The 19,643-nt window shown below is 70.6% G+C and carries 17 protein-coding genes, 1 tRNA gene and 2 rRNA genes; all 20 read right to left on the bottom strand.

What is annotated here, in order from left to right; genetic code table 11:
- Nucleotides 1–131: 131 nt before the first annotated feature.
- Nucleotides 132–205: transfer RNA gene (locus ACWDUD_RS22890), tRNA-Pro, on the bottom strand.
- Between the two features lie 92 nt (nucleotides 206–297).
- Entirely contained in the window at nucleotides 298–1,716 is a 1,419-nt protein-coding gene (der, locus tag ACWDUD_RS22895; RefSeq protein ID WP_450110777.1) for a ribosome biogenesis GTPase Der, read from the bottom strand.
- Nucleotides 1,713–2,375, bottom strand: a complete 663-nt coding sequence (gene cmk, locus ACWDUD_RS22900; RefSeq protein WP_450110788.1) for a (d)CMP kinase — start codon at nucleotides 2,373–2,375, stop codon at nucleotides 1,713–1,715. The genes der and cmk overlap by 4 nt, the downstream gene beginning before the upstream one ends.
- A gap of 17 nt (nucleotides 2,376–2,392) precedes the next feature.
- Nucleotides 2,393–3,409 (bottom strand): pseudouridine synthase, encoded by a 1,017-nt coding sequence (locus ACWDUD_RS22905; protein WP_450110778.1) that lies wholly within the window; start codon nucleotides 3,407–3,409, stop codon nucleotides 2,393–2,395.
- A gap of 10 nt (nucleotides 3,410–3,419) precedes the next feature.
- Entirely contained in the window at nucleotides 3,420–4,133 is a 714-nt protein-coding gene (scpB, locus tag ACWDUD_RS22910; RefSeq protein WP_450110779.1) for an SMC-Scp complex subunit ScpB, read from the bottom strand.
- On the bottom strand, nucleotides 4,130–4,963 hold the full coding sequence (locus tag ACWDUD_RS22915; protein ID WP_450110780.1) for a segregation and condensation protein A: 834 nt from the start codon (nucleotides 4,961–4,963) through the stop codon (nucleotides 4,130–4,132). Before ACWDUD_RS22915 ends, scpB begins: the two co-directional genes overlap by 4 nt.
- Nucleotides 4,964–4,966: 3 nt before the next feature.
- Complete coding sequence (locus tag ACWDUD_RS22920) at nucleotides 4,967–5,902, bottom strand: ParA family protein (protein ID WP_420753761.1); 936 nt, start codon at nucleotides 5,900–5,902, stop codon at nucleotides 4,967–4,969.
- A gap of 100 nt (nucleotides 5,903–6,002) precedes the next feature.
- Nucleotides 6,003–6,920 (bottom strand): site-specific tyrosine recombinase XerD, encoded by a 918-nt coding sequence (gene xerD / locus ACWDUD_RS22925; RefSeq protein ID WP_197250246.1) that lies wholly within the window; start codon nucleotides 6,918–6,920, stop codon nucleotides 6,003–6,005.
- 4 nt (nucleotides 6,921–6,924) lie between these two features.
- Nucleotides 6,925–7,557 (bottom strand): NUDIX domain-containing protein, encoded by a 633-nt coding sequence (locus ACWDUD_RS22930; protein ID WP_248676330.1) that lies wholly within the window; start codon nucleotides 7,555–7,557, stop codon nucleotides 6,925–6,927.
- A gap of 3 nt (nucleotides 7,558–7,560) precedes the next feature.
- Nucleotides 7,561–9,303, bottom strand: a complete 1,743-nt coding sequence (locus ACWDUD_RS22935) for a CTP synthase (RefSeq protein WP_450110781.1) — start codon at nucleotides 9,301–9,303, stop codon at nucleotides 7,561–7,563.
- A 171-nt stretch (nucleotides 9,304–9,474) separates the two neighbouring features.
- Nucleotides 9,475–10,425 (bottom strand): copper transporter, encoded by a 951-nt coding sequence (locus tag ACWDUD_RS22940; RefSeq protein WP_197251818.1) that lies wholly within the window; start codon nucleotides 10,423–10,425, stop codon nucleotides 9,475–9,477.
- On the bottom strand, nucleotides 10,422–11,606 hold the full coding sequence (gene steA / locus ACWDUD_RS22945; protein ID WP_197251819.1) for a putative cytokinetic ring protein SteA: 1,185 nt from the start codon (nucleotides 11,604–11,606) through the stop codon (nucleotides 10,422–10,424). Before steA ends, ACWDUD_RS22940 begins: the two co-directional genes overlap by 4 nt.
- Nucleotides 11,607–11,710: 104 nt before the next feature.
- Nucleotides 11,711–13,498, bottom strand: a complete 1,788-nt coding sequence (gene recN / locus ACWDUD_RS22950) for a DNA repair protein RecN (RefSeq protein ID WP_450110782.1) — start codon at nucleotides 13,496–13,498, stop codon at nucleotides 11,711–11,713.
- A gap of 1 nt (nucleotide 13,499) precedes the next feature.
- Complete coding sequence (locus ACWDUD_RS22955; RefSeq protein WP_450110783.1) at nucleotides 13,500–14,441, bottom strand: NAD kinase; 942 nt, start codon at nucleotides 14,439–14,441, stop codon at nucleotides 13,500–13,502.
- Nucleotides 14,438–15,262 (bottom strand): TlyA family RNA methyltransferase, encoded by an 825-nt coding sequence (locus ACWDUD_RS22960; protein WP_450110784.1) that lies wholly within the window; start codon nucleotides 15,260–15,262, stop codon nucleotides 14,438–14,440. Before ACWDUD_RS22960 ends, ACWDUD_RS22955 begins: the two co-directional genes overlap by 4 nt.
- Before the next feature lies 1 nt (nucleotide 15,263).
- The gene (locus tag ACWDUD_RS22965) at nucleotides 15,264–15,488 is read right to left on the bottom strand and encodes a hypothetical protein (RefSeq protein ID WP_197251822.1); all 225 of its coding nucleotides are present in this window, start codon (nucleotides 15,486–15,488) and stop codon (nucleotides 15,264–15,266) included.
- A gap of 52 nt (nucleotides 15,489–15,540) precedes the next feature.
- Nucleotides 15,541–16,578, bottom strand: a complete 1,038-nt coding sequence (locus ACWDUD_RS22970; protein ID WP_450110785.1) for an HAD-IIA family hydrolase — start codon at nucleotides 16,576–16,578, stop codon at nucleotides 15,541–15,543.
- Nucleotides 16,575–18,059 carry a hypothetical protein gene (locus tag ACWDUD_RS22975; RefSeq protein WP_450110786.1) on the bottom strand — a complete coding sequence of 495 codons (1,485 nt, stop codon included), beginning with the start codon at nucleotides 18,057–18,059 and terminating at the stop codon, nucleotides 16,575–16,577. The genes ACWDUD_RS22970 and ACWDUD_RS22975 overlap by 4 nt, the downstream gene beginning before the upstream one ends.
- A 67-nt stretch (nucleotides 18,060–18,126) precedes the next feature.
- A 5S ribosomal RNA gene (rrf, locus tag ACWDUD_RS22980) occupies nucleotides 18,127–18,243 on the bottom strand.
- Between the two features lie 135 nt (nucleotides 18,244–18,378).
- Nucleotides 18,379–19,643: ribosomal RNA gene (locus ACWDUD_RS22985) — 23S ribosomal RNA — on the bottom strand; the annotation flags it as partial.

Raw genomic sequence — 19,643 nt, forward strand, 5'->3', positions numbered from 1 at the left:
TTTTCCGAGCGAACGGTACATTCGGTCGATCCAAGGAGACGAGCGGTACATTCGCTCGGAGAAACCGGGGGCCCGGAAACGAGTCAGGCCCCGGATTCTCGGAAGAATCCGGGGCCTGCCCCTACTGCCTGTCGGGCTGACAGGATTTGAACCTGCGACCACTTGACCCCCAGTCAAGTGCGCTACCAAGCTGCGCCACAGCCCGTCCGCGCTCTCGTCGAGCGCTCGTTGAGATTACAACAGTGACGGACCGAAGCACCAATCGCCTGGTCAGAAAGGCTTTTCGGCCGCGGAGAGCTACTTGCGGACGCGCTTTTCCCGCACCCGCACCGAGATCCGCACCGGGCTGCCGTCGAAGCCGAACTCCTCCCGCAACCGGCGCTCGAGGAACCGGCGGTAGCCGGCCTCGAGGAACCCGGTGGTGAACAGCACGAACGTCGGGGGCCGGGTGGCCGCCTGGGTGGCGAACAGCACCCGCGGCAACCGGCCGCCGCGCATCGGCGGCGGCGTCGCGGCGACGACCTCCTTGAGCCAGGTGTTGAGCCGACCCGTGGAGATGCGCTTGTCCCACGACTCGAGCGCCGTCTCCATCGCCGGCACCAGCTTCTGCACGGCCCGGCCGGTCTTGGCGGAGATGTTCACCCGCGCCGCCCACGGCACCCGCAGCAGGTCCCGTTCGATCTCGCGGCCCAGTTCGTAGCGGCGGTCCTCGTCGACGAGGTCCCACTTGTTGAACGCGATCACCAGGGCGCGACCGGATTCGACGACCATCGTGATGACCCGCTGATCCTGCTCGGTGATCGGCTGCGAGGCGTCGATCAGCAGCACCGCGACTTCGGCGGCGTCGATCGCGCCGCGCGTGCGCAGCGACGCGTAGAACTCGGCGCCGGACGCGCTGTTGACGCGCTTGCGCAGGCCGGCGGTGTCGACGAACCGCCACGGCTTGCCGCCGAGTTCGACGATCGAGTCCACCGGGTCGACGGTGGTGCCGGCGACGTCGTGCACGACGGACCGTTCGTCCCCGGACAGCTTGTTGATCAGGCTGGACTTGCCGACGTTCGGCTTGCCGACCAGCGCGACGCGCCGCGGCCCGCCGCCGCCGGTGCCTTCCCGCGGGGTTTCCGGCAGCGCCTCGAGCAGCACGTCGAGCAGGTCACCGGTGCCGCGGCCGTGGGTGGCCGAGACGGTGTGCGGCTCGCCGAGGCCGAGCGACCACAACGCGGCCGCCTCGGCTTCGACGCGGTCGTCGTCGACCTTGTTGGCGACGAGGATGACCGGGGTCTTGGAGCGGCGCAGCACCTTCGCGACGGCCTCGTCGACGGAGGTCGCGCCGACGGTGGCGTCGACGACCACGAGGATCGCGTCGGCGGTGCGCATCGCGACCTCGGCCTGCCGGGCCACGGACTGTTGCAGTCCCTTGGCGTCGGGTTCCCACCCGCCGGTGTCCTGCACCATGAACCGCCGGCCGTTCCAGCTGGCCTCGTAGGAGACGCGGTCGCGGGTCACGCCCGGCACGTCCTCGACGACCGCTTCGCGGCGGCCGATGATGCGGTTGACCAGGGTGGACTTGCCGACGTTGGGGCGTCCGACGACCGCGACGGTGGGAACCGGCACGAACTCCTCGAGGTCGCCGCCCTCCCCGAACTCGATGTCCCAGTCGGATTCCTCGGACCAGGTGCCGTCGCCGGCGAATTCGATGGTCGTGTCGTCGCTCACAGCGCCGCTCCCGTCTGTTCGGCGACCACCGCGACCAGCGCGGCGATCACCTCGTCGATGTTCATGTCGCTCGTGTCCACGTGCACGGCGTCGTCGGCCGCGCGCAGCGGGGACACCGCCCGGGTGGAGTCGAGATGGTCGCGGCGTTGCACGGCGGCCAGCACCGCGTCGTAGTCGTCGCCGCGACCTTCCGCGATGTTCTGGGCGTTGCGCCGGTGCGCGCGTGCCTCGGCGGAGGCGGTCAGATAGATCTTGACGTCCGCTTCCGGGAACACGACGGTGCCGATGTCGCGGCCTTCGACGACGATGCGCTCGGCGGCGCGGCCGATCTGCCGTTGCGCGGCCACGAGCATCTCCCGCACCTGCGGCACCGCGGACACGGCGGACACGGCGGCGGTGACCTCGGCGCCGCGGATCTCGTCGCGCACGTCCTGGCCGTCGAGACGGATGTCCTCGACCGTCGGGTCGGTCCCGATCGACCAGGGCAGATCGGCGGTGGCGGCGGCGATGGCGTCCGGGTCGATCAGGTCGGTGCCGCGGCGCAGCGCGTGCAGCGTCGCGAGCCGGTACATCGCGCCGGTGTCGAGATAGGCGGCGCCCAAGTGCTCGGCGAGCCGTTTGGAGACGGTGGACTTGCCGGTGCCGGAGGGCCCGTCCATCGCGACGATCAGCGCGGTCACAGGCCCACCGCCTGGTACAGGCCGCCGACTTCCTTGCGGCCGAGGACGCGGAGGGTGCCGGGCCGCTGGTCGCCGAGCGCGACGGGGCCGATGTCGGTGCGTACGAGCCGCACCACCGGGTGCCCGACGGCGTCGAGCAGGCGGCGCACGATGTGCTTGCGGCCCTCGTGCAGCTCCAGCCGGACCAGGGACTGGCCCTCGTTGACCTGGAGCAGCGCGAAGCTGTCGACCTTGGCGGGACCGTCCTCGAGTTCGACACCGGCGCGCAGCTGCTTGCCGACGCCGCGGGCGAGCACGCCCTTGACGGTGGCGAGGTAGGTCTTGGTGACCTCGAAGGAGGGGTGCATCAGCCGGTGGGCGAGTTCGCCGTCGTTGGTGAGCAGCAGCAGGCCCTCGGTGTCGGCGTCGAGCCGGCCGACGTGGAACAGGCGCTGACCGGCGGCGACGCGTTCGGAGACGATGTCGCCGACGCAGGGGCGGCCCAGGTCGTCGGACATGGTGGACTGCCAGCCGCGGGGCTTGTTCAGGACCAGGTGCACGAGGTCCTTCTTGACGACGACGCGGATGCCGTCGACGCGGATGACGGTGTTCTCGGGGTCGACGCGCAGCCCCTGCGAGGTGACGATGTTGCCGTCGACCTCGACGCGGCCGGCGGCGATGAGTTCCTCGGCGGCGCGGCGGGAGGCGACCCCGGCCTGGGCGAGCACCTTCTGCAGGCGCACGCCCTCACCGGCGGGAAGCTGGGTGGGCGCGGCGGAGCTGTGCTGGTGCCGGGCGGGCTTGGCGTTGCTGATGGTGGGGATCGGGTCGGGACGCTTGGCGGTCGGTTTCGGGGCGGCGGGCCGGCCTCGCTTGTTCAGCTTGGTCTGCGGGGTGCTGCCCTTGCGGTGCGCCTTCTTCGGGGCCTCCGACCGGCCCGAGGCCTGTGCCCTGGACGAAGCCGGGGTCTTGCCCGAGCGGGAGGTGTTCTTCTTGCGGTCCGGTGTGCCATCACGGCGAGCGGGTGTATTCAAGATTTTCCTGTCAGTTGTCTGGCTCGAACTCCGCGATCGAGACGTCCTCGGTGCGCGAGTTCCCTCCCATTCTCGCAAATCGCGGGTCCGACTCGAGGCTCTCGGAGATGTCATCGATCACATCCACGTCCGGGAGCAGCGGCGCGACGGGCGGCAGATCCTGCAGGGACGCCACCCCGAGGCGCTCCAGGAACAGCTCGGTGGTGACGTAGAGGGTGCCGCCGGTCTCCGGGTCGGTGCCGGCCTCGGCGATCAGGTCGCGGGCGAGCAGGGTGCGCATCACCCCGTCGACGTTGACGCCGCGCACCGCGCTGACGCGGCTGCGGGTCACCGGCTGCCGGTAGGCGACGACGGCGAGGGTTTCCAGCGCGGCCCGGGTCAGTTTGGTGCGGGCCCCGCCCTGCAGGAGCTTCTCCACGTACGGCGCGTAGTCCCGGCGGGTGTAGAACCGCCAGCCGTCCCCGGCGTAGCGCAGGTCGATACCGGAGCCGCGCGCGGTCAGCTGCGCAGCCATCTCCAGCAGCGCGGTTTCGACGCGGGTGGCGGTGACACCGATCGCGGCGGCGAGCTGCTCGTTCGAGGCGGGGGTGTCGACGACGAGCAGCAGCGCCTCGAGGGCGGCGGCGAGTTCCTCGTCGGACATGTCGAGCAGTTCGGCGTCGAGATTCGGTCCCGCATCGAGATTCGGTTCGGCGGTGATATCCGTGTCGGGGTTCTCGGTCATCCGTAATCCTCGTCGAAATTCACAGCGGCGTCGTCGTTCTCGCCGGTCCAGGTGATGAGCAGCTCCCCGAGCGGTTCCGGCTGGTCGAACTGGACGGCGCGTTCGCGGTACAGCTCGAGCAGCGCGAGGAACCGGGCGACGATCTGCAGTCCGCTCTCGCATTCGGCGGTCAGCTCCCCGAATCCGGTCCAGGTGCCGGCGCCGCGGGCGCGCAGCAGCTCGAGCAGCCGCGCGGCCTGCTCGGGCACCGACACCTTCGGCACGTGCAGGTGATCGAGCCCGACCGTCGGTGGGGGTTTGGGGCGGAACGCGGCGGCGGCGATCTCCGCGAACATGTGGGCATCGACGCCGAGGGTGACCTCCGGCAGCAGTCCCTCGTAGCGTTCCTCGAGGGACACCGCCCGCGGGTAGCGGCGCAGCGCGGCGGATTCGAGGGCGGCGAACAGTTCCGCGACCTGCTTGTAGGCGCGGTATTGCAGCAGCCGCGCGAACAGCAGGTCGCGGGCCTCGAGCAGCGCCAGGTCCTCGGGGTCCTCGACCTCCCCGGACGGCAGCAGCCGCGCGGCCTTCAGGTCGAGCAGGGTCGCGGCGACGACGAGGAATTCGGTGGTCTGGTCGAGTCCCGCCTCCGGGCCGAGGGTGCGGGTGTAGGCGATGAATTCGTCGGTGACCTCGTGCAACGCGACCTCGGTGACGTCGAGGCGGCGTTGCGAGATGAGGTTGAGCAGCAGATCGAAGGGGCCCTCGAAGTTGCGGAGCCGGACCCGGAATCCGCCGGTGTCGGGTTCGTCGACGGGGGTGGCGTCGGGCAGCAGGATGTCGTCGGGCACGGATCAGCGGCCGGAGCGGTGAATGACTTCGCGGGCGAGCGCCCGGTAGGACTCGGCGCCACCGGATTTCGGGGCCCAGGTGGTGATCGGTTCGCCGGCGACGCTGGTCTCGGGGAACTTGACGGTGCGGTTGACGACGCTGTCGTAGACGAGGTCGCCGAAGACCTCCACGACGCGGGACATCACCTCCCGCGCGTGCAGGGTGCGGGCGTCGAACATGGTGACCACGATGCCACCCACGGTCAGCCGCGGGTTGAGCCGGTCGCGGACCTTGGCGACGGTGTCGTTGAGCAGGGCCAGCCCGCGCAGGCTGAAGAACTCGCATTCCATCGGGATGATCACCGAATCGGCGCAGGCCAGGGCGTTGACGGTGAGCAGCCCGAGCGACGGCTGGCAGTCGACGAGCACGTAGTCGTAGCGGTCGAGCACCGGGTAGAGGGCGCGGCCGAGGGCCTGTTCGCGGCCGACCTCGGAGACGAGCTGGATCTCGGCGGCGGACAGGTCGATGTTGCTGGGCAGCAGGTCCAGTCCCTCGACGCGGGTGCGCATGAGCACCTCGTCGACGCCGACGCGCGGTTCGACGAGCAGGTTGTGGACGGTCAGGTCCAGGTCGTGGTGGGCGACGCCGAGTCCGGCGGACAGCGCACCCTGCGGGTCCAGGTCGACGAGCAGTACCCGGCGCCCGTATTCGGCGAGGGACGCCCCGAGGTTGATGGTCGAGGTGGTCTTGCCGACCCCGCCCTTCTGGTTGCACATCGCGATGATCTTGGCGGGCCCGTGGACGGCCAGCGGCGGCGGTTCCGGGATGTGCCGGCGCGGGCGGCCGGTCGGTCCGAGATCCATGTCGGCTGCAGAGGCCACCGGCCGCGCGTCGTGCGAGGTCGACGCGGGCGGAGCCGGGTAGGTCGTGTCCGTTGCGGGTGAGTGTGGTGTCCCCACGGTCCGGTCCTCCCCCTGTTCGGCGTCACTGATCTGTTGCCCAAACGCTACCGCTTCGGCCCCGGGTTCCGTGGACGGACACGCGTCCCGGGCGTGGTGCTCAGCGGGCCCGCGGATGCGCACCGGCCCACACCTCCCGCAGCGCCCCGACGGTGACGAGCGTGTAGATCTGGGTGGTGGTGACCGAGGCGTGACCGAGCAGTTCCTGCACGACGCGCACGTCGGCGCCGCCGTCGAGCAGGTGGGTGGCGAACGAGTGCCGCAGGGTGTGCGGGGAGACGGCGGCGGTGATCCCGGCGCGTTCGGCGGCGGTCTGCAGGACCTGCCAGGCGCTCTGCCGGGACAGGCGGCCGCCGCGGGCGTTGAGGAACAGCGCCGGGGTGCGCCCCTGGGACAGGCCGGGCCGGCCGCGCACCAGGTAGGCGTCGAGCGCGGCGAGGGCGGGCCGGCCGACCGGGACCACGCGTTGCCGGCCGCCCTTGCCGCGCAGCAGCACCGAGCGGGCCTCGGTGTCGATGTCGTCGACGTCGAGGCCGACGGCTTCGGAGATGCGGGCGCCGGTCGAGTACAGCAGTTCGAGCAGCGCCCGGTCGCGCAGGCCGCGGGGCCCGTCGGATTCGGTGCCGGTCGCGTCGAGGATCGCCAGCACCTCGTCGACGGTCAGCGATTTCGGCAGCCGCCGGCCCGGCGGGGGTGGTTTCACGGCCCGCGCCACGTCGACGGGGGTGTGCCCCTCGGCGGTCGTGAACCGGTGCAGCCCGCGGACCGCGATGAGCGCGCGGGCCGCGGAGCCGGCGGCGAGGGCGGGCCGGTTGCGGTCCGGGTCGCCGCGCTGCAGCACGATCACGAAGTCGCCGATGTGGTCCTCGCGGACCTCGGTGAGGTCGTCGACGCCGCGGTCGGTGAGGTACTCCTGGTAGCGGGCCAGGTCCCGGCGGTAGGAGGCGATCGTGTTCGCTGCGGCGCCGCGTTCGACGGTGAGGTGGTTCAGGTACGCGTCGATGTGGCGGGACAGCACCGGGTCAGTTCCCGAGCTCGGCGCGGGTCCGCGCGAAGGCCTGCGGCCGGTCCGGCCATGCGGTGTCCGGGGAGCGCGGCGGCAGGCCGGCGCTGCGGGTCGCGGCCAGCGCGAGGATGCCGGACACAGCGGTGGCGTTGACGATGTCCCCGCGCAGCACCATCGCCACGGCCTCGTCGACCGGGACGAAATGCAGTTCGAGGTCCGCTTCCTCGTGTTCGGGATCGGGCCGGTCGACGGGATACAGGTCGCGGGCGGCGAACACCCGGACCGCTTCGTCGGTGAATCCCGGCGACAGGGCGATGTCGACGAGCAGGTCCCAGCGGTGGGCGGCGAACCCGGTCTCCTCGGCCAGTTCCCGGCGGGCCGCGTCGAGCGGGGATTCACCGGGGGCGTCGAGGAGACCGGCGGGCAGTTCCCACAGCCGGTGGCCGAGCGGATGCCGGTACTGGTGCACCAGCGCGAGGCGGTCCCGGTCGTCGACCGCGGCGACCGCGACGGCCCCGTGGTGTTCGACGACTTCCCGCTGCACGGCGTGCCCGTCCGGCATCCGCACCTCGTCCACGCGCAGCGACACGATCGCGCCGGTGTAGACGCGCCGTGACGACAGGGTCTCGAATTCGTGTCGCTGCGCCACGGACTAGTCGACCTCGGCGGCGGCCGGTTCGGTGGCCTCGGGAGCCTCGGTGTTCTCGTCGCCGTGCACGTCCACCGGCAGCCGTTCGGCGGCCTTGTACCGCAGCGCCGCGGCGATCAGGCCCGAGAACAGCGGGTGCGGGCGGGTCGGGCGGCTCTTGAGCTCCGGATGCGCCTGGGTCGCAACGAAGTACGGGTGCACGTCGGCGGGGTACTCGACGAACTCGACGAGCCGTCCGTCCGGGGAGGTGCCGGAGAACTGCAGACCGGACTTGGCGACGCGGTCGCGGTAGGCGTTGTTGACCTCGTAGCGGTGCCGGTGCCGTTCGGAGACCTGCTCGGTGCCGTAGGCCTTCGCGACGACCGACCCCTTGGTGAGCACCGCGGGGTAGGCGCCGAGCCGCATGGTGCCGCCCAGGTCGGCCTCACCGGCGACGATCTGTTCCTGGTCGGCCATCGTGGAGATCACCGGGTGGGTGGTGTCCGGGTCGAATTCGGTGCTGGAGGCATCGGTGATGCCCACCGACCGGGCCGCCTCGATCACGACGCACTGCAGGCCCAGGCACAGGCCGAGCAGCGGGATCTTGCGGGTCCGGGCGAACCGGATCGCGCCGAGCTTGCCCTCGATGCCGCGGATACCGAAGCCGCCGGGGATCAGCACGGCGTCGACGTCACCGAGATGACGTTCCGCGCCGGCCTCGGTCTCGCACTCGTCCGAGGCGACCCAGCTGATCTCGACCTTCGCGCGGTGCGCGAAACCACCGGCGCGCAGCGCCTCGGTGACCGACAGGTAGGCGTCGGGCAGGTCGATGTACTTGCCGACCAGCGCCACCTTCACGGTTTCGCGGGGGTTGTGGACCCGGTCGAGCAGGTCGCCCCACACGGTCCAGTCCACGTCCCGGAACGGCAGGCCGAGCTGACGCACCACGTAGGCGTCGAGGCCCTCGCTGTGCAGCACCTTCGGGATGTCGTAGATGGAGGGGGCGTCCGGGGTGGAGATGCAGCCGTCGACGTCGACGTCGCACATCAGGGCGATCTTCGCCTTGAGCGCGTCGGGCACGTCCCGGTCGCAGCGCAGGATCAGCGCATCGGGCTGGATACCGATGTTGCGCAGCGCCGCCACCGAATGCTGCGTGGGCTTGGTCTTCAGTTCCCCGGACGGGCCCAGGTACGGCACGAGGCTCACGTGCAGGAAGAAGCAGTTGTCGCGGCCGATGTCGTGGCGCACCTGGCGGGCCGCCTCGAGGAAGGGCTGGGATTCGATGTCGCCGACGGTGCCGCCGATCTCGGTGATCACCACGTCCGGGACGTTGCCCTCGGCGTCGGGGGCCGCCATCGCCTTGATGCGGTTCTTGATCTCGTCGGTGATGTGCGGGATCACCTGCACGGTGTCGCCGAGGTATTCGCCGCGCCGCTCCTTGGCGATGACCGTCGAGTACACCTGGCCGGTGGTGACGTTCGCGTCGGCGGACAGGTCGCGGTCGAGGAACCGCTCGTAGTGCCCGACGTCCAGGTCGGTTTCGGCGCCGTCCTCGGTGACGAACACCTCGCCGTGCTGGAACGGGTTCATGGTGCCGGGGTCGACGTTGAGGTACGGGTCCAGCTTCTGCATGGTCACGCGCATACCGCGCGCGGTGAGCAGAGCACCCAGACTCGATGCGGTCAGCCCCTTGCCGAGCGAGGATGCGACGCCCCCGCTGACGAAGATGTGCTTGGTAGCGGTACGCGAGTGGCGTGACTGTGGCAAAGAAGCTCCCGTGACGTCTGGTGCAGGACTTCGGACTGATGGCGGTACTGCTGGGGCCTGCGGACCCACGGAACCCCACCGTAACACCTGCCGGCGCGATACCGTGCACGACTCGCACGCATCCGTGCCGACGTCACATTTCGAGGGCCGCGGCCGGGCGGTTGCCCGCGGTCAGCGGGCCGCCGACCCGACCGTGACAGCACCCGCGCCGGGTCCGGTGCCGTAGCGTCCGGCGCCCCCGGCGAGCTGTTCCTGCAACGCCAGCACGGTGGTGATCCGGCCGGCTTCCCGGTCGAGGTTGTCGACGGTGGACAGGCCCGCCGACAGCGCCGTGTCGGCCCGGACCACCGCCAGCGGGCCGTTGCCGGTGGCCGCGCCGGGCCGGCCGGCGAGCACGGTGCCGGCGCCGCGGGTGTCGAAGATCGCGGCGAACCGCGCGAGCAGCGCCCCGCGGTTGCCGCTGCCCTCTTCCCCGCCGCTGCCGTCGCCGGTGACGACGATCGCCGCCTGGGCCGGTTCGACCGTGCCGTCCTCGAAGGACACGAAGCCGGCGCTGCGCAGCGTGGTCAGCGCCAGCGTCCGTTCCTCGGGGGTGCTGCGCGGCTGCCCGGTGCCCGGGTCCACGAGCAGCACCGCGCCGAGCAGGTCCCCGGCGAGGCTGCCCTGGTCCACGGCGCCGGTCTGCAGCTGCACCCCGGCGGGCACGACGTTGGTGACGGTGGTGCGCAGCAGGTCCGCACCGGCCGCGTCGACGAACGACTCGGTCAGCGACACCCTCCCGGTGACGGCCGCCCCGGCGGCCTCCACGGTGGCGACGACGGCGTCGAGATCGGCCGGGTCGGCGTCCGGCCCGGCGACCATCAGCACCGTGCGGCCGGCGAGCGTGTCGCGCACGACCCGCCCGGCGACCGCGGCGTCGAAGCCGTCCGCGGCGTTGAGCCGCTCGGTGAGCACACTGTTGCGGTCCTGTTCGGCCTGCAACTCGTCGCGCATCCGGGCCTTGTCGTCGCGCAGCCCGGACACCAGGCTGCTCGACAGCAGCCCGGAGCCGAGCACGATCCCCACCGCCAGTGCCAGGAAGATCGCCGCGATGGACACGGCGTGCTGGCGCAGAGAGATCACGCGCGCAGCCCCCGCACCCACTCGACGAGGTCGTCCCACAGCTGCACCGCCCAGTCGACGACCTCACCGCCGAGGTTGGAGACGATGAGCGCGGCGATCACGGCGATCAGCGCGGCGAACACGAGCAGGGCGATCACGCCGCCGGAGACCCGGCTGCGGTAGAGGGTGGCGACGGCCTTCGCGTCGACCAGTTTCGGCCCGACCTTCAGGCGGGTCATGAACGCCGACGGGTTGGTGTCGCGGCGTCCCTGGTCGAAGAACTCGTCGAGAGAGACGGTGCTGCCGACGGTGACGATCAGCGCGGCACCGTGGTGGTCGGCGAGCAGCAGCGCCAGATCGGCCGGGGCGCCGGCCGCCGGGAACGTCATCGCGCCGATCCCGAGGTCCTGGATGCGTTCGAGGCCGGGGGCGTGCCCGTCCGGGTCGGCGGGCAGCACCACCTCGGCGCCGGACTTGAGGGTCTCGGTGCCGATCTGCTCGGGATCGCCGACGATGAGATCGGGCCGGTAGCCGGCCTTGGTGAGGGTGTCCGCGCCGGCACCGACACCGATGAGGATCGGTGAGTACTCCTTGATGAACGGCTTGAGGTCCTTGAGGTCCTGCACGTGATCGGGCCCGTCCGCGACGACCACGACGTGCCGGTCCTGCAGGTCCACGTCGATGTCGGGCACCCCGACGCCGTCGATGAGCAGCGGGCTCTCCGACCGGATGAATTCGATGGTGTTGCCGGAGAAGGCTTCGAGATGGTCGACGAGTCCGGTCTTCGCCTCGATCATGCGATCGGAGATCTCCGCCTCGGTCTGCTCCTCCCCCTGGATGAGCAGCCGTTCCCCGGCGTAGACCCCGCCCTCGTACAGCCGGATCTTCGCGCCGTCCTTGACCTTCTTGAACAGCTCGGTGCCGGTGTTGTCCACCAGCGCGACCCCGCTGGCGACGAGCACCTCCGGGCCGAGGTTCGGGTAACGGCCGGTGATCGACGGCGACGCGTTGACCACGGCCGTGACCCCCGCCTCGACGAGGGCGTCGGCGGTGACGCGGTCCAGATCGACCGCGTCGAGGACGACGATGTCGCCGGGACCGACCCGGCGCAGCAGCTTCGCGGTGTTCTTGTCGACCCGGGCAATGCCGCTCACTCCGGGCAACGTTTCGTTATTGCGTGACAGCAGAGCCGGCATCTTCATGGCATCGATGATGAACCCGGGTCGCGGCACGGTAACGGAGGCGCGCCGAACGGACCCGCGAGCCGCGGTTACGGACCGCTCGGCACGTTCCGGGGGTGGCGGGGTCAGCTCTGCCGTTCGGCGTGGGCCATCGCCAGCAGTTCCTCGGCGTGCGCGCGCCCGGTCTCGGTGTCGTCCAGACCCGCCAGCATCCGCGCCAGCTCGGCGACCCGTTCGGTCTCGTCGAGGGTGCGCACCCCGCTGCTGACCACCCCGCCGGCGTCGTCGACCTTGTCGACGACCAGGTGCGTGTCGGCGAACGCCGCGACCTGCGGCAGGTGGGTGACGACGATGACCTGGTGGGTGCGCGACAGCCGGGCCAGCCGCCGCCCGATCTCGACCGCGGCCCGGCCCCCGACCCCGGCGTCCACCTCGTCGAACACCATGGTGGCGCCGCGTTCGGAGGCGGCGAGCACCACCTCGAGCGCGAGCATCACCCGGGACAGTTCGCCGCCGGATGCGCTGCGCGCCAACGGCAGCGACTGGGCGCCGCTGTGCGCGGCGAGCCGGAATTCGACCTCGTCGGTCCCCGATTCCCCGGCGTGCAGAACCCGGTCGCCGATCGTCAGCGGCGCCGCGTCCTTCTCGGCGGCTTCCCGGTCGCGGACCTGCACGTCCAGGGTCGCCCGGCCCATGGCGAGGCCGGACAGTTCCTTGCTGACGGCCTTCGCGAGCCGGGCCGCGGCCTTGTGCCGGGCCGCGGACAGGGCCTGCGCGGCCTCGGCGGTCGCGGCGGCGGCGGACTCCACGGTCGCGGCGAGTTCGGCCAGCGCGTCGGCGGACACGTCGATCTTGGACAGCCGGGCGCGGGCCTCCTCGGCCCAGGCGAGCACCCCGTCGGTGTCGGCGGCGTACTTGCGGGTCAGGGCCTTGAGTTCGGATTGGCGGTTGAGCAGGGTGTCGAGGGCGCCGGGATCCGACGGCAGGTCGGCGAGGTAGCCGGACAGGTCGCCGGCGACGTCGGTGACCACCGCCATCGCCTCGGCCAGGCGCGGACCCAGCTCGCGCAGGGCCGGATCGTCCGCGCCTTCGACGCGGGCACGCGCCTCGCCGAGCAGATCCAGGGCGGCCGCCGCCCCGTCCCCGTCGCCGGCGTCGCCGCCGGTCAGGACGGCGTGTGCGGCCTCCGCGGCCTCCCGCAGCGAATCCAGGTCGCCGAGGCGGCGCACCTCCGCCACGATCCGGACGTCCTCGCCGGGTTGCGGGTCGACCCGCTCGATCTCGTCCAGACCGAACTGCAGCCGGTCCGCCTCCTGCGCGAGTTCCCGCGACCGTTCGGTGCGCTCGAGCAGCTCGGCGCGCGCGGCCAGCCACTTGCTCCGGTGCTGCTGATAGGCGGCGAGCAGCGGCAGCACCGCCTTGCCGGCGAATCGGTCGAGGGCGGCGCGCTGCTGGTCCGGGCGCAGCAGCCGGAGCTGGTCGTTCTGGCCGTGCACCGTCAACAGCGGGTCGGTGAACTCGGCGAGCACCCCGACCGGGACACTGCGGCCGCCCAGATGGGCGCGGGAACGCCCGTCCCGGCCGACCGTGCGCACCGCGATGATGCTGCCGTCCTCGTCCCGTTCGGCTCCGGCCGCCTCGAGCAGCCGGGCGATCTCCCGTTCGACGTGACTGGGCAGCGCGCCCGCGGTCTCGTCGGTGTCCACGGCGAAGCGGCCCTCGACGACGGCGCGCTCGGCCCCGACCCGCACCCGGGCCGGGTCGGCGCGGGAGCCGGACAGCAGGTGCAGGCTGGTGACCACCATCGTCTTGCCCGCGCCCGTCTCGCCGGTCAGCACCGTGAAACCGTCGTGGAACTGGGCGCTCGCCTCGGAGATGACACCCAGGTTGTCGATCCGAATCTCAGCGAGCACGTCAGAGTTTCCTTCCTCGCCAGCCCTTCACCGGAAGTTCGAACTTGCGGACCATCCGGTCCGCGAACGGCGCCGAGTCCAAACGCACCCAGCGAACCGGATGCTTGCCGCGCACCACCTCGACGCGGCCCCCGGCCGGCAGTTCCAGGGTGCGGCGACCGTCGCAGAACACGAGACCGTCGTGGCTGCCGCGCAACGTCTCCACCGCGATGAGCGACTCGGGGCTCGTCACCAGCGGGCGCGCGAACAGGGCGTGCGCGTTGCTCGGAATCACCAGCAGCGCTTCGAGTTCCGGCCACACGATCGGTCCGCCGGCCGAGAACGCGTAGGCGGTCGAACCGGTCGGGCTGGCGACGAGAACACCGTCGCACCCGAACGACGACACCGGCCGTCCGTCGACCTCGAGCACCACTTCCAGCACCCCGAGCCGCGACTTGTTCTCGACGCTCGCCTCGTTCAGCGCCCACCCACGATCGACGATCTCGTCGTCCACCCGGATCATCACGTCGAGCGTCATGCGGTGCTCGATCCGGTACTCGCGGCGCACAACCTGCGCGAGCGCCTCCTCGAGGTGCTCGGCCTCGGCTTCGGCGAGGAACCCGATCCGGCCCAGATTGATGCCGAGCACCGGGACCGCCGCGCACTGCGCCAGTTCCGCGGCCCGCAGGAAGCTGCCGTCCCCGCCGAGCACGATCACCATCTCGCAGCCGACCGCCGCGTCCGGTCCGGATTCGACGATGCGGATCTGCCCGTCCGGGGCGGCGAGCGCCCCGAGGCCGGTGCTGTCGGCTTCCTCCGCGAGGACCCGCAGCCCGATCCCCGCCTCGCCGAAGATCGCCGCGACGCGTTGCGCGGTCTCGGCGATCTCGCCGCGCCCGGAATGCGACACGAGCAGGATGTCCCGGCGCGGCGAGGTGGCCGTGTCACCGGTTGCTGTGGTCACTGGGGTCCTTCCTGCACCGCACGTTCGACGAGTTCGATCACCGACGGCTCGAGTTCCGCGGGGCCGGGCTCACCGGCCCGCAACCACAGGAAGTACTCGACGTTGCCGGAGGGACCGGGCAGCGGGCTCGCCACCGCGCCGATCGTGCGCAGACCGAGGATCTGGGCTTCACGGGCGACGTCGAGCACCGCTTCGGTCCGCAACGCCGGATCCCGTACGACACCGCCACTGCCCACGCGTTCCTTCCCCACCTCGAACTGCGGTTTGACCATCGGCAACAGGTCGGCTCCCGGGGCGACGCAGCGCACGAACGCCGGCAGCACCAGCTTCAGCGAGATGAACGACAGGTCCGCCACCACCAGCTCGACCGGGCCGCCGATCTGCTCGGCGTCGATATTACGCACGTTTGTTCGATCGAACACGTGGACGCGGTCGTCGGACTGCAGCCGCCACACGAGCTGGCCGTATCCGACGTCCACCGCGGCGACCTCCCGGGCACCCTCGTGCAGCAGCACATCGGTGAATCCGCCGGTGGATGCGCCCGCGTCGAGGCAGCGGCGTCCGGTGACCTTCAGCCCCTGCGGCGCGAACGCCTCCAGCGCCCCGAGCAGTTTGTGTGCCCCGCGTGAGGCCCAGGACACCTCGTCGGTGACCTCGGTGACCAGCAGCGGTGTGCCCGGCTCGACGGCGGTCGCCGGTTTGGTGGCAACGGTGCCGGCGATCAGCACCCGGCCCGCCGCGATCAGTTCGCTGGCGTGTTCGCGTGAGCGGGCCAGCCCGCGCCGCACCAGTTCCGCATCGACCCGTGCCCGGCGTGCCACGTCAGACCTTGTCCACGGTCGCGAGGGCCTGCACCAGCACGTCGTGGGCCTGCTCGAGCAGCTGGGCCTGGCGCGAGATCGCGACGGCCCGGTCGTGGCCGTCCCCGGCGGCCGCGTCCCGGGCACGGGTCAGCAGCCCGTCCACCTCGGCGTGGATCCGGTCCGGTTCGATACCCGGCTGGGCGCCGGGGAGATGCTGGCCTGGGCGTGGAATCGACGTGCTCATCGCTGACCACGCTAGTGCATCACCGACCCACCGGACACGCGGCACGACCGGATCAGGCACCCGCGCTCCACGCCTCGATCGAGGAGCGGGCCGCGTCGTTCACCCCGACCACACGTTCGAAGTCCGGGTTCGCCCACGCCACCGGAAGCACGGTCCGCAGCGCCGCCATCGGGTCGACCGGCCCGGCCGCCTCGAGCCGCAGGTCTCGGCCGTCGACGGTCGCGGTCCACGCCCCGACGGCGCCGACGCGCAACGCCCCGGTCTCAACGTCGAGGCAGCTCAGCGAGTCCGCGACATAGGTGGGCCGCTGCCGCGCCGGAGCCCGCAGCAGCTCCGCGACGGTGCTCACCCCGGTGAGCACCAGCAGCGAATCGGCGCCGACGGCGACCGCACCTTCGATGTCGGTGTCCAGCCGGTCACCGACGACGAGCGGACGGCCCGCGGCGCTGCGGGCGATGGCATGCTCGAGCAGCGGCGCGGCGGGCTTGCCCGCCACCACCGGTTCCGCGCCGGTGGCCGACCGCACCGCGGCGACCATCGACCCGTTGCCCAGCACCAGGCCCCGTTCGGTCGGCAGCGTGGAGTCGACGTTCGTCGCCACCCACAGCGCGCCGGCCCGGATCGCGAGGGTCGCCTCGGCGAGGATCGGCCAGCCGGTGTCCGGGGAATGCCCCTGCACGACGGCGACCGGCCGCTCGTCCGCGGACCGCACCGGTCTCAGGCCGACGTGGGTGATCTCCTCGGACAGCGCCTCGGTCCCCACGACGAGGACCGCGGCACCGGCGGGGACACGTTCGGCGAGCAGACGTGCGGCGGACTGCGAACTGGTCACCACCGTCGACTCGTCGGCGGAAAAGCCCAGGTCGCGCAGGTGTGCGGCGACGTCAGCGGGTCGGCGGCTGGCGTTGTTGGTGACGTAGAACAGCCGGTCGTCACCACCGGTCAGCGCCTCCACAGCCCCGGGGACGGGATCGGCGCCGCGGTAGACGGTGCCGTCGAGATCGAGCAGCAGCACGTCGTACGCCGACCGCAGCGTCGACGAGCCCGCCGCGGTCCGGGCGTCCGCGGGTGCAGATGCTCGATCGGTCACAGATCCTCGCCGGTCAGTTCCGCCACCCGCTCCTCGGCGTCGGTTTCGCCGTCGAGGTCGGCGGCGGCCGCGTTGAGGAACCACTTGACGCCGTCCTTCGTGCGGCCGGCTGCCACCAGCGCGTCCGCGTAGGCGTAGAACAGGCGTGCGGCGGCGGTCCCGGTCCGGGACTCGTCGAGATCCGGAGTCTGCAAGGTGACAACGGCCTGATCGTATTGGCCGAGGTCCATGCGGGCACCGGCCACGACGATGCGCAGCTCGCTGGCCTCGTCCCCGGTCAGGGCACGGGCTTCCTCGCTGCGGCCGAGTTCGATGGCACGCTCCGGCCGGCCGAGTCCGCGTTCGCAGTCGGCCATCACCGCCAGCAGGCCGGGACCGCCCGACATGCGGCGGGCAGCGCGCAGCTCGGACAGGGCCTCGGCCCATTCACCGGCGTGGTAGGCGGTGATGCCCGCGGCCTCGCGGACCACGGCGATGCGACCGGCACGCTGCCGTGCCGCCCGGGCATGTGCGAGCGCGAGCCGCGGATCGTCGTCGATGAGCTTGCCTGCCATCACCAGGTGCCGGGCCACGGTGTTCGCGTTCGACTTGTCCAGGCTCAGCAGGTCGCGACGGATCGTCGGATCCAGCTCCGAGGCTTCGACATCGTCCGGCAGATCCGGCTCGTCCGGTCGGGCATCGCGACGCTGCGGGGGCACGCCTTCGCGACCGCGGCCGGGTCCGAAACCACCCTCGCCGCCACGACGACGGGCGCCGCCGTCGCGTCGATCCGGGCCGTGACCTCGGCTGTCGCGGGCACCACGATCGTCGCGGGGTCCGCGGTCGCGTCCGTCGCCTCCGCGGCGGTCGTCGCGTCCGCGCTCACCACGGGCGTGCTCGGGCCGCTCACCGCGGGGCCGGTCACCGAAGCCGCCGCGCCGGTCGTCACGACGCTCGTCGCCGTAACCACCCCGACGCTCGTCACGTCCGCGATCGCCACGGGCGTGCTCGGGCCGCTCACCGCGGGGCCGGTCGCCGTAGCCGCCCCGGCGGTCGTCGCGACCCCGGTCGCCACGACCCTGTTCGGAACGTTCACCCCGGGGCCGGTCGCCGAAGCCACCGCGCCGATCGTCACGACGCTCGTCGCCGTAGCGGTTCGGACGGTCGCCACCTCGGCCCTGACGGTTGTCTCCGGCTCCGCCCTGACGGCGATCACCCCGGTCGTCGCGACGACGGTCTCCGCCCTGACGTGCATCGTCTCCTCGATAGGAGGGGCGGCCCTCACCGCTGCGGCCGTACCGTCCGCGCTCGCCCTCACCCTGCCGGCGGTCGCCGGAAGAAGGACCCCGCCGGCGGTCGCCGAACGACGAGCTCTGCCGGCGATCGTCGCTGCGGCCGGAACGGTTCTCGTCCCGGCGCCGGTCCTGATTGTCGTCGCGTCCCGACCGCGGGGTGGATCCTCCGCCCCGGAAGGATCGACGCTCACCGCTGTTGTCGGACACAGAAAAATCCTTTCACGAAAAAACACGAAAGGGGACCCAGTGAGTGGGTCCCCTTTCGGTAACGGGTGTTCGGCGGTGTCCTACTCTCCCACACCCTGTCGAGTGCAGTACCATCGGCGCAGACAGGCTTAGCTTCCGGGTTCGGAATGGGACCGGGCGTTTCCCTGTCGCTATGGCCGCCGTAACTCTATGAAACTTTACCCACGCTTCGCGTGTCGAATCGAGTGAACGCAGACCCTTTCATCAAGGGGCTCCGCCCACCCAATTCTGACGAATTGGGTGTTGTTTCAGATACCGCACAGTGGACGCGTAGCTTCTTCGTGGTAAGTCCTCGGCCTATTAGTACCGGTCACCTGCACACATTACTGTGCTTCCAGTTCCGGCCTATCAACCCGGTGGTCTGCCGGGGGCCTTACCCCCTCGAGGGGGTGAGAAACCTCATCTTGGAACAGGCTTCCCGCTTAGATGCTTTCAGCGGTTATCCCTTCCGAACGTAGCCAACCAGCAGTGCCCCTGGCGGGACAACTGGCACACCAGAGGTTCGTCCGTCCCGGTCCTCTCGTACTAGGGACAGCCTTCCTCAAGTTTCTAACGCGCGCGGCGGATAGAGACCGAACTGTCTCACGACGTTCTAAACCCAGCTCGCGTGCCGCTTTAATGGGCGAACAGCCCAACCCTTGGGACCTACTCCAGCCCCAGGATGCGACGAGCCGACATCGAGGTGCCAAACCATCCCGTCGATATGGACTCTTGGGGAAGATCAGCCTGTTATCCCCGGGGTACCTTTTATCCGTTGAGCGACACCGCTTCCACATGCCGGTGCCGGATCACTAGTCCCGACTTTCGTCCCTGCTCGACCTGTCAGTCTCACAGTCAAGCTCCCTTGTGCACTTGCACTCGACACCTGATTGCCAACCAGGCTGAGGGAACCTTTGGGCGCCTCCGTTACATTTTGGGAGGCAACCGCCCCAGTTAAACTACCCACCAGGCACTGTCCCTGAACCAGATCATGGTCCGAGGTTAGATGTCCAATACGATCAGAGTGGTATTTCAACAACGACTCCACACCCACTGGCGTGAATGCTTCACAGTCTCCCACCTATCCTACACAAACCGAACCGAACACCAATACCAAGCTATAGTGAAGGTCCCGGGGTCTTTTCGTCCTGCCGCGCGTAACGAGCATCTTTACTCGTAATGCAATTTCGCCGAGTCTGTGGTTGAGACAGCAGAGAAGTCGTTACGCCATTCGTGCAGGTCGGAACTTACCCGACAAGGAATTTCGCTACCTTAGGATGGTTATAGTTACCACCGCCGTTTACTGGGGCTTAAATTCTCAGCTTCGCGGGGCGAACCCCGCTAACCGGTCCTCTTAACCTTCCAGCACCGGGCAGGCGTCAGTCCGTATACATCGTCTTACGACTTCGCACGGACCTGTGTTTTTAGTAAACAGTCGCTTCTCTCTGGTCTCTGCGACCACCCCCAGCTCGGAGTGCAAGACTCGTCACCGGGGCTGGTCCCCCTTCTCCCGAAGTTACGGGGGCATTTTGCCGAGTTCCTTAACCACAGTTCTCTCGATCGCCT

This window comes from Rhodococcus sp. NPDC003382 (assembly GCF_053589135.1).

Bases quoted from the DNA above. Each gene is read 5' to 3' on its own strand.
- scpB (WP_450110779.1), bottom strand. From the start codon at position 4,133: ATGACCGAGAACCCCGACACGGATATCACCGCCGAACCGAATCTCGAT.
- cmk (WP_450110788.1), bottom strand. From the start codon at position 2,375: ATGGACGGGCCCTCCGGCACCGGCAAGTCCACCGTCTCCAAACGGCTC.
- steA (WP_197251819.1), bottom strand. From the start codon at position 11,606: ATGAAGATGCCGGCTCTGCTGTCACGCAATAACGAAACGTTGCCCGGA.
- ACWDUD_RS22965 (WP_197251822.1), bottom strand. From the start codon at position 15,488: ATGAGCACGTCGATTCCACGCCCAGGCCAGCATCTCCCCGGCGCCCAG.